This is a genomic window from Streptomyces sp. NPDC001515 (assembly GCF_053597115.1).
Map to the genome: position 1 here is coordinate 57215 of NZ_JBSFHN010000010.1, position 13012 is coordinate 70226.

Consider the following 13012-nt stretch of genomic DNA (forward strand, 5'->3'; position numbering starts at 1 on the left):
AGGGCGAGACTGTACCCCTGGTCCGAGCGGACAGAGGGACGCTGCGGATGCGGCTGGGGTGCGGACCCACTGGTCACTCGTTGCCTTCTTCCTCGACGCTATCGCCGTCCGGTAGTACAACATCCCCTTGGGCGCCGGCGCGACGGTGATTCTCTTCCAGCAGCAAATCCAGGATCTCCACACGGGCCGTAGGGCTCACCGTCCAGCGCTGCACCTGTCGGTAGGTGTGGAAGCCGTGATCGAGCGACACGTCCCAGCCATAGGCGGCCATGACTGCATGGTCCAGCTCTACATGGATCTGGCGAATCCGCGCAATATCACGATCTGCAGCATCGCCAATCTGAGGGTCGTTGATCAAGTTGTAAAGCTTTGTGAGACCAAGATTGCGGCGCAGCATGATCTCAAGGCGCTCAGCGTGGAGCACTTGGCCGATCTCGGCCAGCCTCGCGATCGACTTAGGACGAGGAAAGGTCTCGAAGACGCCCGATGGGGTGTAACGGGGGTCTTTACGCAAGCCCGATCCATATTTCATAGCCCACATCTGATGTGCTGCAGACGAAAGAACAGCCTGATCTGCAAACGACTCAGTCGCAAAGACCACCAACGCATCACCAAAGACGCGATCATTACGTACGCGGCTCGGCATTGCCGTGACGGAGTGCCTCGGCATAACAAGGACCTCACTCAGCCCAGAGATTGCCTTGCGAAGTCCAGGCCGCTTCTCAGCGAATTGCCACCAGTAGTCGCGATACACTTTGCGATTATTCTTAAGCCGTTGCGGCCGGACTTGGTCACGGACTCTCTCATACGGAATCCGAAACTCCTTAGCCGCATCCTCCGGATAAACACTGAAGTCGATAATGAATCGAGAGGCGGAGCTATCTGGACGCGAGTTTAGATCTTCACCACCCACATAGGGAAGTACTACCTCCGAGTTCCTGGGATCGCTCTCTAGCCACTCCGCCGCCTCGACAGGATCCACCACGAAACCGGCACCGGTCGGCTTGCACCCTTCGAAAGTAATGCCCACATTCTCGGCGAGCCTAAAAGGGTTACCGTCCACTCGCCCCACGGGCTCCAATAGCGTAGAAATCTTCCGGACGGCAACATCGTCGGCGACCCTGGGAACGCCCTCCTCCACATTACCGTACGTTCCCCACACAGCCGCATATTCAAGATCGGCACTAGCCGCCGGCCATTTCCGGCTTTGAATCGACCGTGTGATCGTAAAGCCCTCCGCAACCATCCGATCGAGACTCACTTCACGACTCTTCCCTTGAGCGATACTATTGGTCGCAATGAGCCCGAGCTTACCCTCCACGGCCAGAAGCTTCCCGGCTCGAAGGAAGAAGTAGGCGACAAGATCTGCATTTCCTCGTTGGCCAGATGCACACACTTCAACGATCCAGTCACGAAAGTTCGTGCCCATTGCGCCGGTAATGTCAGAACCGGCAACAAAAGGCGGATTTCCGATAATGGCATCGAAGCCGCCACGTTCCATAACGTCAGGAACCGCGAGAATCCAATGGAGCGGCTTCCATCGCACGTAGTCCGTCAGGACCGTTGGAGTGAGCCCGGCTTCCAGGATGGCGTCAAGCATTGCCCGGTCCGGAGTCTCTCCCTCGCCAGGATATGCAAGATCGACGGCGATACGCAGGTTCTCATATGCCTCACGCAGCTTCTTGCCCGGTTTTCCGCCAAGCCGCAGCCCGGCGGCTGTCACTCCGTCGGCAACATCCGAGAGCTGTGCCACGAGCTCTTGATAGGTGCGCCATTGGCGACGCTTAGTCGCGGCGGAGCGTTGCGGATCGTTATCGTCGACCTCGGTAGCGAGCTGGCGGCGCAGACGGGCTGCTTTGCGCAGCGTGCTGTCGATATCAAGGTCCAGGATGCTGGTCTGGCTATTGGCCGCGTCCGGACTGATGTGGAGCTCGCGTAGCTGGCGTGCGTCGGTCAGCCCGAGCAGCGTGTTGCCATGGAGGACCTTGTCGTCCACGAAAGAGAACGGCAGCTTCGGGTCGAGGGAGACCAGCCACAGGGACAGCTTGCACATCTCAACGGCCATGCCGTTGATGTCCGCGCCGTACAGGCAGGTGGCTACCACCATCCTTATGGCGTGAACGTTGAGCTCGTGCGGCGTGCGCCCATAGGCCACGCCTTCGCGTTGCCATGCCTCCACCAGACGGTCGGCGAGGAAGCGTGCTGCGGCGACTAGGAACGCACCGGAGCCACATGCGATGTCGGCGATCTTGAGGTCGAGGATGTCGTCGGAGGAAAGGGGCTGCCAGGCGTCCCGGTCCGCGGTCTGGTGGGGGCCGGGTGAGTAGACGAGGGGTTCGAGGGCGTGGCGTACCACGTCCTCGGCGAGCGACCGGGGCGTGTAATGAGCGCCGGCCGAGGCCCGCGAGGGCGTTTCCACTAGAAGGACGCCACCGGGTTCTACCACGAGGGGACGCTTGCGCAGGTCGCGGCGGATGATCCCGATGAAGGGGCGCAGTCGCTCGCGAAGGTCGGCGTCGTCGGTGAGGTCACGCAGGGCGTTGTCGGCGTCGTCGAGCGTGTCTCTCGTCTGGAGGGCCTTGGTCAGGGCTGCCTTGGTGGGAGGCTTGGCGGCCGGCTGGTTCTGCTTGATCCAGGCGAGGATCGCGTCGACCAGGGCTGCGTCGGTGCGCTTGGTTTCGGCGAGGTTTTCGAGGGTGGCGAGAGGGATTTCCGGTTCGGAACCGGGGCTGCCGATGAGACTTACGACGGTCTCGTCCGCACCGACGCAGGAATAGCCGAGGAGGCCCTCGTAGATGTAGCCGATCTGCTCGACGTCGATGTCGCGGAAGGAGATCTGGCGAGCTCCGCCGGGTAGCTGGGCGATCTGGATGGCACGCAGGACTTCGAGCATGACGCGGTCGCTGACCGTGATCGCGAGGGAGCCCTGGGAGTTGCGGGCGGTGAGGAAGGGGAAGCGAGCGGGGTCGAAGAGTGAGCCGCCGTACTCGGGCAGGCGGAGGTCTTCGAATGTCGCGCCTCGGTAGAGAGCCTGGGAGGTGGCCAGGAGGCGGTGCCAGGTGAGCGACGTGGCGTCGATGGCTTGGTCACCTTCCTCCTTCTGCCGGGCGTCGAGCTTGCCGAGTTCGTCGCTGACGCCGTAGCCCATGGCGAACAACTGGTTCTCGGGGAGCAGGCCACGTTCTTCGGCGAAGAGGAGGAAGACGACGCGCATCATGACGGTGACGGCGGCTTCGTAGACCTGCCCGCGCTCTGCCGGCAATGGGTCGGGCTCTCGTCGGCGTACCGCCTTGAGGCCGCCTTCGGACAGGGCCTGGACGATGAGTTCGACGGCACGGCGAACCTGGGTGCCGAGCGCTTCGGTGATCTTCTCGGCGGCGGTGACCGACTCGGCGAACAGCTCGGTGAGCCGGTCCTGGGCCCTGCCTCCGACGAGGCGCTTGCGCTGGAGGAGTTCGACGAAGGCGTTGCGGGCCTGGGGCTCCTCGATCCAGGTCTGGGAGTCCACGATGCCGGAGGCGACCATCGTCTGCGGACGGGCGCTGACGATCGCCCACCAGCGGCCGTCAGTGACCACGCCGATGGTGGCACCAGAGGTCCGCAGGAGTTCCTCCATGCGGTCGATGGGGCTGGCGGACCAGCCATCGGTGAGCGGGTCGCGCAGGGAGTCGACGGGGTCAGTGAGCAGGACGAGCGCGCCGATGTTCTCACCGTGGAGGAGGGCTCCGTTGGCGCGGACGGTGACGGCGTGATCGGGTGAGCGGACCTCAGCGGTGGTCGGGGCGGGGACGGTGTAGGCGGTGCCCCAGCGCAGGCCCTGGCGCAGGACACCGTCCACCCAGGTGTCGCGGGCCTCTCGGTAGAGGTCGAGGGCGGCGTCGTCCTCCGGGTGGGTGTCCCAGTGCTCCCATGCCTTCTCGAAGGCGGGTTTGGCGTCCTTGATGAAGGCGAGCGCGCGGGCATCGGGCTGAGGGATGCCCTGGGGCCAGGCTCGTTCGAGTGCGGGGACGGCGAGGAAGGGGCCGTCGGTGTCGACCAGGGCGAGCCAGGCGCGGTGGAGGTCGGCGATGGTCGGGGCGTGCTTCCTGCTCATGCCTGAACCGCTCCGTTCTTCGCGTCTTCGGGGGTGAGGGCGAACACGACCGCGGCGGCCGATACGTAGGGCCGGATGTCGCTGTAGCGCTCCCGGATCGCGGCGATCTCGCGCGCTTCCTCATCGCCCAGGCTTTCAAGGCGGTCGATCATGTTCTGCAGGTCGCGGCGGCGCTGTTTCTGTTGGTCGTCGGTGAACAGAAACTGCTCCTTCTGCTCGCGGATTTCCTGGTCAAGCCGGTCGCGGGAATCGCTCAGGTTGACCCGAAAGGCCCCGAAGATCTCGTGAGCGCGAGTGATGTCGGTTTCCTGGCGCTTCTTGAGTGCTTCGGTGACCTTTTCTTGCCTGCTCTCGCTCTTGCGCTTCATCGCGTTGAGCAGCCGGGTACGCAGCCGGGCATCGTCCGCGTTCCACAGGGCCGCGAGGTGAGCGCGGACCTGCTCGTCGGCCAGGACGAGGTCGTGTGAGTCGAGGGTCTCGTCCAGGACCTGCTCGACCTTGGACTCGGCAAGTGCCTGGCCGCGCAGCCGGATTCCGGTGAGGAAGACCTCTTCGTGCAGGCGCAGGCCGCCGCGGCCGACAAGCACGAGTCGGGAGACTGCGGCGACGCAGGATTCGGGCAGGCCCGGTGTGACGACGGCGGTAACCCGGTTGACGGGCGCGTCCACACTGAACAACGCGCCGCGAAGGGTGCGTGTGGCGCGTTGCATGAGGGCGTGGCCCAGGTGGATGTGCACAAGGTCCGTGCGATTCGCCGCGGCCTTGTCGTCGAAGGTGATGGAGCGCAGGACGCCCGGCTGGAGACGGGTGTCGAGGCCGCGCAGGGCCGGCTGCCAGGTGCGGCCGAGGTTCGGTAGCTCGAATACCTGGGCGTCGGTGTCCGCGTCGCCGGTCTCCACCAAGGGCGGCTGGGAGTCCAGGGTCAGTGCGGTGTCCACGACGCGGCGTGCGTTGCCCGGTGTGAGGTGCATGACCTCCTTGCGCTGTTCGTAAGTCGCGGTCAGCTCGGTGAGCTGCCGGTTCAGCTCGATACCGCCGGCCAGAGCCTCGTTCATGGCCTCATCGCCGTCGTCCGGCGCCGCCGGACGCAGCTTGCGCAGGCTCCCGGTTGGGCTGAAGTGCTCCTGGACCTCGGCGTCGATGACCTGGTTGACCTTTCCCAGGTCCTGAGTCGCCGTGCCGACCTTCCTGGCGATGATCCCCATGAACTCCATGTCCGCCGCGTACGTGGAGGAGGAGGCCACGGGCTTGAAGTGGTAGATCTCCGGGTTCTTGGTCTGCCCGTACCGGTCGATCCGGCCGATTCGCTGTTCCAGGCGGGACGGGTTGAACGGGATGTCGAAGTTCACCAGCCGGTGGCAGTGAGCTTGGAGGTCGATGCCCTCGCCGGCGGAGTCCGTGGCGAGCAGCACCCGCACCGGATGCTTGTCCGGGCTCTCGGTGAACCGGGCGCGGATCAGCTCGCGCTCCTCGATCGGGGTGGATCCCTGGATCGTCTCCAGTGCCTCCTTGTAGCCGCGCTGCCGGAGCACGCCGGCGATCCAGTCGAGCGTCGCGGCGTACTCGGTGAACACCACGACGCGCTCGTTCGTCCAGTGCTGGCCGTCCGATGTCCGGCAGTGCGCGTCGAGGAAGGACACCAGAGCCTCCAGCCGGGAGTCCGGCTTGTGCTCGTAGCTTGAGCCCCACGCGACCAGCGAGGCTGCCTCGCTGGTGATCGCGTCAGTGAGCGGGTCCGTTCCCTTGCTGTGCCGCAGCGCGGTGAACTCGGGATGCTCGGCCTCGCCCTCCTCCTCATCGGACTGCCCGCTTCCGACGACCTCGGTGTAGTACTCGTCCTCGTCCAGTTCCAGCTGTCGGTTGTCGTCCGCAGCCGCTTCGTAGAGCTCCATAGTCCGGGCGAACGACCACGGGCTGGACAGGAAGCGCTTCTTGAGCAGCATCGCGACGATATCGCCGCCCTTGCCCTTGCCTTTCGCTCGGGCGGCCTCCGTCAGCATCCGTGCCAGCCGGTCGAACTGCTCCTGCTCATCTTCGGAGGGTGTGAACGGGATCGTCAGCAGCTTGCGAGATTTGAATCCCTTGTCCGGGAGGTCGCTCTTCAGACGGCGGACCCGCACCTCGCCCAGAGCGCGCTGATCGATGCTCGCACCGCGAGTGAACCGACGACTGTCGATCATCTCCAAGAGCGCGGTGAACGACTCCGAGTAGCCGTTGTGCGGGGTCGCACTGAGGAACAGCCGGTGCTCGCAGACGTCCGCCAGCGCCTTCGTCGCCGTCGTACGGTGACTGTCCACCGCGTACCCACGCTGACCGGGGGCCGTCGTCGGACTTGCCGGGGCCACGTGGTGAGCCTCGTCGACCACCAGCACGTCGAAGGCGAAACGTCGGGCGCTGGAGGTCTTGCGCACATCGGCCAGGACATCACGCAGCAGACGCTGGGCCCGCAGTGACGGCAGCCACGACATGCTGACGATCACGCGCGGGAACAGTCGGAACGGGTTGGCGTTCAACCCGTGGCTCCGCCGGACCTTCGCCATCAGGTCGCTGTTGACGATTACGAAGTCCAGACCGAACTTCTCCCGCATCTCGTCCTGCCACTTCAGCGACAGGCTCGGCGGGCACACGATGACCACGGTCCGTGCTCGGTGGCGCAGAAGCAGCTCTTGGACGACCAGGCCGGCCTCAATGGTCTTGCCCAGGCCCACGTCATCGGCTAGCAGCAGGTTCGTACGGGAGGATTGCAGAGCGCGACGCAGCGGTTCGAGCTGGTACGCCTCGACGTTCGCCCCGCTGCGGAAGGGGGCCTGGTAGGAGTTCGCGTCCGCCGACGTAACCGCACCCCAGCGCACCGCGTCCACAAACGCTGCCAGCGTGTTCGGGTCATCGAACGCGTCCGGCCGCACCACCTCAGGAAGGCCCTGATCGGGCTGCAGCGTGTGGCCGACCTCCAGCTCCCAGACCACGGTCAGCTCCTGACCGAGCCGATCCTCATCCAGTGACTGGAGACTCACGACGTGGGCGAGCCCAGGGGCTCCTTCGTCGGCGGGGCTCCGTGGCAAGCCCTGGCGGCGGACGTCCGAGACCGCCCAGATGGAGCCCCGGACCTTCACCACCTGCCCCGGCTCCGGAACCGGTGGAAGCGCCGCTGTCCGCCCCGTGCCGCCTTCTGCGCCCTGCCGATACTCCGTAGCGATCGCCACCCGACAGCACTCCTTCATCGACGCATCACACCCAGCTGACTGACCTCCTTCGCACACGAATTAGCCTCAGGGAGACCTGAGACCTTTGGGGAGATCGTCAACGCACCAGTATTCCCGACTGTCGTCGGCGCCCATGCAAAATCTTCAGATCGACACCTCATCTGCGACCCAGCGTTGGTCAGGTGAGGGGAGGCGGGACGGGCTCGTGAGAGTCAGGTAGGTCCAACTCGCAGCGCTGCTTCCCGAAGAACGGACCGCAGGGAACACACTGGCCGCTCGAAACGACCTGCGATTGCGCAAGTGACACCCCATCAGAACGAGCGTCAAATGAGCGTCACGAGCGTCATTTCAGCGTCAAGATATCGCCCGTAACGCCCACACCGCACATAATGCGCACAGGCAAAACCGCAGGTCAGGAGCCCTTCGAGACCGGTTCAAGGATCGCCACGCACTCCACATGATGCGTCATCGGAAACAGATCGAACGCCCTCAGCGTCCGCACCCGGTACCCGCCCTCCGCGAAGTACGCGATGTCGCGGGCCAGTGCCGCCGGGTCGCAGGCCACGTAGGCGATGCGGCGGGCGCCCAGGGACGCCAGGTGCTTGACGGTGGCCTTGCCGGCGCCGGCGCGGGGCGGGTCGAGGACGATGAGGTCGCATTCGGTGATGCCGGTGCGGGGGAGGACCTGGTCGACCTTGCCGTGCTCGATGCGGACGCGGTCGAGGTCCTTGAGGTTGTGGCGGGCGTCCTCGACGGCGCGTTTGCCGGATTCGATACCGAGGACGGCGCCCTTCTCGCCGATGCGCTGGCCGAGGGCGCCGGCGAAGAGGCCGACGCCGCAGTAGAGGTCGAGGGCGGTGTCGTTTTTGCGGGGCAGGAGGCCCTGCATGACGGCGCGGACGAGGGTGTCCGCGGCCTGGGGGTGGACCTGCCAGAAGCCGCCGGAGCCGACGCGGTAGGTGCGGTCGTCGGCGCGTTCGCGGACGAAGGCGCGGCCGTGGACGCGGTGGACGCCGCCGTCGCGTTCGTCGACGCGGAGGACGGAGACGGGCCTGTCGAGTTCGACGAGGGGGAGGCGGCCGCCGGGGCGCGGGGTGAGGATGACCTGGCGGTCGTGGGAGCCGGTGGCGGCGATGGCCTCGACCGAGGCCATGCGGGGCCAGTCCTGGTGCTCGACGCCGAGTTCGGTGACGCCGGGGGCGGCGATCATGCAGTGGTCGATGATCTCGACGTCGTGGGAGCGGTGCTTGCGCAGGCCGACGCGGCCGTCCTCGTCGATGGCGTACTGGACGCGGGTGCGCCAGGCGGGGACCTCGCCGGCCGGGAGCTTGTCGCCCTCGGCGGGCATGACCGTACCGTCCCAGCCGGCCTCCTCGGGGGTGAGGCCCGCCAGGCGCTTGAGCTGTTCGGCGATGACCTCGCCCTTGAGGCGGCGCTGCGCGCCCGGCTTGGCGTGCTGCCAGTCGCAGCCGCCGCACTTGCCGGGGCCGGAGAACGGGCAGGGCGCCGGGACGCGGTCCTTGGACGCCTCGATGATCCGTACCGCGTCGGCGCGCAGGAAGCGGGAGTCGGTGGCGCCGTCGGTGACCTTAGCGACGACCTTCTCGCCGGGCAGGGTGTGGCGGACGAACAGCACCCGGCCCTCGTCCGTACGGGCGATGCAGTGGCCGCCGTGGGCGACCGGGCCGATCTCGACCTCGTACTCCCGGCCGACCAGCGACTCCGGCTGCGACTCGGGCTGTGCATCGGACTGCGACCCGGGCTGTGACTCCGGCTGCGTCTCCCCGGTCTGCGGCGACGTCGGTTCGTTCTGCATGAGGGGATGGCTCCAGAGGGGAAGGGGGCGGCCGGCGGCCGGACGACAACCTACGAGTCTACGTGGGTGTCGCCCGGCCTCCGACCACCGCCGAACGGCGGTCGGGCGCCGGCCGCCGTCGCCGGCTCAGCCCTTCGGCGTGGTCTCCTTCGGCTTGCGTTCCACCGGCCCCCGGCGGACCGAGCCGGGGGCGCTCCAGTCGGCGCGCCGGCGGGCCCGCTTCTTGGCGGCCTCGGAGGACTCCAGCTGGTACGGGACGGAGGTGACCATCACGCCCGGGGTGAACAGGAGCCGGCCCTTGAGGCGCAGGGCGCTCTGGTTGTGGAGCAGGTGCTCGTACCAGTGGCCGACCACGTACTCCGGGATGTAGACGCTCACGACGTCGCGCGGGCTCTCGCGGCGCAGGCTCTTGACGTACTCGATGACCGGGCGGGTCACCTCGCGGTACGGGGAGTCGAGGATCTTGAGCGGGACGTTGATGCCGCGTCGCTCCCAGTCCTCCTTGAGGGCCTTGGTCTCGGCCGGGTCCACGCTGATGGAGAGCGCCTCCAGGCGGTCCGAGCGGATGAGCTTGGCGTAGGCGAGGGCGCGCAGGGTGGGGCGGTGGAGCTTGGAGACGAGGACGATGGAGTGGACCCGGGAGGGGCGCATCGTCTCGTCCGCGGGGGTCTCGTCGGCGGCGATCTCCTCGGCCACCCGGTCGTAGTGGCGGCGGATGGCGGTCATCGTGCCGAAGAAGATCACCATGCCGAGCAGGGCGACCCAGGCGCCGTGGGTGAACTTGGTGGCGAGGACGACGACGAGCACCAGACCGGTGAAGAACGCGCCGAAGGTGTTGATGGCCCGCGAGCGGATCATGTGGCGGCGCTTGGCCGGGTCCTTCTCGGTGCGCAGATGGCGGTTCCAGTGCCGGACCATGCCGGTCTGGCTCAGGGTGAAGGAGACGAAGACGCCGACGATGTACAGCTGGATGAGCCGGGTCGAGTCGGCTCCGTAGATCCAGACCAGGAGGATCGCCGCGCCGGCCAGCAGCACGATGCCGTTGGAGAAGGCGAGCCGGTCGCCGCGGGTGTGGAGCTGGCGGGGCAGATAGCGGTCCTGGGCCAGGATCGAGCCGAGCAGCGGGAAGCCGTTGTACGCGGTGTTCGCAGCCAGGAACAGGACGAGCGCGGTGGCCGCGGCGAGGATCACGAAGAAGAACGTGCCGTCACCGAAGACGGCCGCCGCGACCTGGGAGATCACCGGGTCCTGGACGAATCCGGAACCGACCGGCGTGCCATTGCTGATCAGGTCCTTCGCCGGGTTCTCGGCCATTTTCACATCGGTGGCCATGGCCAGTCCGATGATGCCGCAGAACATGGTGACGGCCAGCAGACCCATCATCGCGAGGGTGGTGGCGGCGTTCTTGCTCTTCGGTTTACGGAAGGCGGGAACGCCGTTGCTGATGGCCTCGACGCCGGTGAGCGCCGCGCAGCCGGAGGAGAAGGCGCGCAGCAGCAGGAAGACGAGGGCGAATCCCGCCAGGCCCTCGCGTTCGGGCCGGATGGTGTATTCCGAGGTCGGGGCGTGCATCGTGTCCCCGAGGACCAGCCCCCGGAAGGCGCCCCACACGATCATGATGAAGACGCCGGCCACGAAGAGATACGTGGGGATGGCGAAGAGTTTCCCGGACTCCTTGACGCCGCGCAGGTTCATCAGCGTGAGCAGCACGATCGCGGCGATGGCGCAGAGCGTCTTGTGCTCGACGACGAAGGGGATCGCGGAGCCGAGGTTCTCCACCCCGGAGGAGATCGACACGGCGACCGTCAGGACGTAGTCGACCAGCAGCGCGCTGGCCACGGTCAGTCCGGCCTTGGGGCCGAGGTTGGTCGTGGCGACCTCGTAGTCGCCGCCGCCGCTCGGGTACGCGTGCACGTTCTGCCGGTACGAGGCGACGACGGTGAACATGAGCACCACGACGGCGACCGCGATCCACGGGCTGAAGTGGTAGGCCGACACACCCGCGATGGACAGCACCAGCAGCACTTCGCCGGGTGCGTACGCCACCGAGGACAGCGGGTCGGAGGCGAAGACGGGAAGGGCGATGCGTTTGGGGAGAAGCGTCTCCCCCAGCTTGTCGCTGCGCAGGGCCCGGCCGATCAGGATCCGTTTGGGCAGGTCGGTCAGTTTGGACACGCTGAGGATCGTAAGGGTTTCGTATGGGACTCTCCGACGCACCACCCCCGTGGCCCCGCAATCTCCTGCGGTCGGCCGGAAAGGCCACGGAATCCTTAACGCAATCCTTGCGCCGCGGTCGCGCGAAAGCGCGCAAATGCCCTCGGGGCCGTGTCGGACGGCGTCGCCTTTGCCACACGGGCGGCGCCATGGCCAGACTCGAATGAGGCAACGCACCCCGGGCCGCATAAGCTCATCCTGGGCAACGGCACGAAACCGTTGCCCCATTGTTTGCCCGGCCAGCCGAGGAAAGAGTGTGAGCAGGGTGTTTTCGCAGGTCAGCCGGACGACCAGGACTGCGAGGTAGGCGCAAGGTGCACATCGTCATCATGGGCTGCGGGCGCGTGGGAGCCGCTCTCGCGCAGACCCTGGAGCAGCAGGGGCACACGGTCGCCGTGATCGACCAGGACCCCACGGCGTTCCGGCGCCTGGGCTCCGGTTTCGGCGGCCGGCGGGTCACGGGCGTGGGCTTCGACCAGGACACGCTGCGCGAGGCGGGCATCGAGGAGGCCGGCGCGTTCGCGGCCGTGAGCAGCGGCGACAACTCGAACATCATCGCCGCCCGGGTGGCGCGCGAGATGTTCGGCATCGAGAACGTCGCGGCCCGGATCTACGATCCCCGGCGCGCCGAGGTCTACCAGCGCCTCGGCATCCCCACGGTCGCCACCGTGCGGTGGACTGCGGACCAGATGCTGCGCCGGCTGCTGCCCTCGGGCGCGGAGCCGCTGTGGCGCGATCCGAGCGGTGGGGTGCAGCTCGCGGAGGTGCACACGACGCCGTCGTGGATCGGCCACAAGATCAGCACGCTCCAGGAGGAGACGGGCGTGCGCGTGGCCTTCCTCACCCGTCTGGGCGAGGCGATCCTGCCGTCGTCGCAGACGGTGCTGCAGGAGGGCGACCTCGTCCACGTGATGATGCGTACGGACGAGATCGCGAAGGTCGAGGCGGCCTTCGCCGAGGGCCCCGAGGAGGGCGGTCACTGATGCGTGTCGCGATTGCCGGGGCCGGCGCGGTGGGTCGTTCCATCGCGGGCGAGCTGTTGGAGAACGGTCACGAGGTGCTGCTCGTGGACAAGGCGCCGACCGCCATCTCGGTGGAGCGGGTGCCGATGGCCGAGTGGCTGCTGGCGGACGCCTGTGAGATCACCTCGCTGGACGAGGCCGCGCTGCAGCGCTGCAACGTCGTGATCGCGGCGACCGGCGACGACAAGGTGAACCTGGTCGTCTCGCTGCTCGCCAAGACGGAGTACGGCGTTCCGAGGGTCGTCGCCCGGGTGAACAACCCGAAGAACGAGTGGCTGTTCAACGAGGCATGGGGCGTGGACGTGGCGGTCTCCACGCCGCGTCTGATGTCGGCCCTGGTCGAGGAGGCGGTGAGCGTCGGCGATCTGGTCCGGCTGCTGCGCTTCAGCCACGGCGACGCGAACCTGGTCGAGCTGACCCTGCCGCCGGAGTCGGCGCTGGCGGGGACGCAGGTCGGGGCGGTCGCGTGGCCCGAGGACACCTCGCTGGTCACGATCATCCGCGGTCAGCGGGTGCTGACGCCCAGCACGGAGGAGACCCTGGAGGCGGGTGACGAGCTGCTGTTCGTGGCGGCCCAGGCCCGTGAGGAGCAGTTGGAGGACCTGCTGTCGGTGCGCCGGGGCGACCACCCGGAGGACTGAGCGGCGCGTACACGAGGGGCCGG

General features: G+C 67.0%; 6 protein-coding genes. 2 read left to right on the plus strand and 4 right to left on the minus strand.

Features of this window, described 5'->3' with window-relative positions; all coding sequences use genetic code 11:
• Positions 1 to 73: 73 nt before the first annotated feature.
• The 4 genes from ACWCXC_RS13215 to ACWCXC_RS13230 form a co-directional block, all read right to left on the minus strand.
• Positions 74 to 4093, minus strand: a complete 4020-nt coding sequence (locus ACWCXC_RS13215) for an Eco57I restriction-modification methylase domain-containing protein (protein WP_450888683.1) — start codon at positions 4091 to 4093, stop codon at positions 74 to 76.
• Positions 4090 to 7296, minus strand: coding sequence for a DISARM system SNF2-like helicase DrmD (gene drmD, locus ACWCXC_RS13220; RefSeq protein ID WP_381244497.1), 3207 nt, complete (start codon positions 7294 to 7296; stop codon positions 4090 to 4092). Before drmD ends, ACWCXC_RS13215 begins: the two co-directional genes overlap by 4 nt.
• A 412-nt stretch (positions 7297 to 7708) precedes the next feature.
• Positions 7709 to 9112: a class I SAM-dependent RNA methyltransferase gene (locus ACWCXC_RS13225; protein ID WP_450888685.1), complete on the minus strand. Its 1404-nt coding sequence runs from the start codon at positions 9110 to 9112 to the stop codon at positions 7709 to 7711.
• A gap of 126 nt (positions 9113 to 9238) precedes the next feature.
• Entirely contained in the window at positions 9239 to 11287 is a 2049-nt protein-coding gene (locus tag ACWCXC_RS13230; protein ID WP_450685621.1) for an APC family permease, read from the minus strand.
• Between the two features lie 353 nt (positions 11288 to 11640).
• On the opposite strand from ACWCXC_RS13230, the gene ACWCXC_RS13235 reads away from it, so the two are divergent.
• Together ACWCXC_RS13235 and ACWCXC_RS13240 are read left to right on the plus strand one after the other, a co-directional pair.
• Positions 11641 to 12309 (plus strand): potassium channel family protein, encoded by a 669-nt coding sequence (locus ACWCXC_RS13235; protein ID WP_026242838.1) that lies wholly within the window; start codon positions 11641 to 11643, stop codon positions 12307 to 12309.
• Positions 12309 to 12989 (plus strand): potassium channel family protein, encoded by a 681-nt coding sequence (locus tag ACWCXC_RS13240; protein WP_450685620.1) that lies wholly within the window; start codon positions 12309 to 12311, stop codon positions 12987 to 12989. The genes ACWCXC_RS13235 and ACWCXC_RS13240 overlap by 1 nt, the downstream gene beginning before the upstream one ends.
• Positions 12990 to 13012 lie beyond the last annotated feature (23 nt).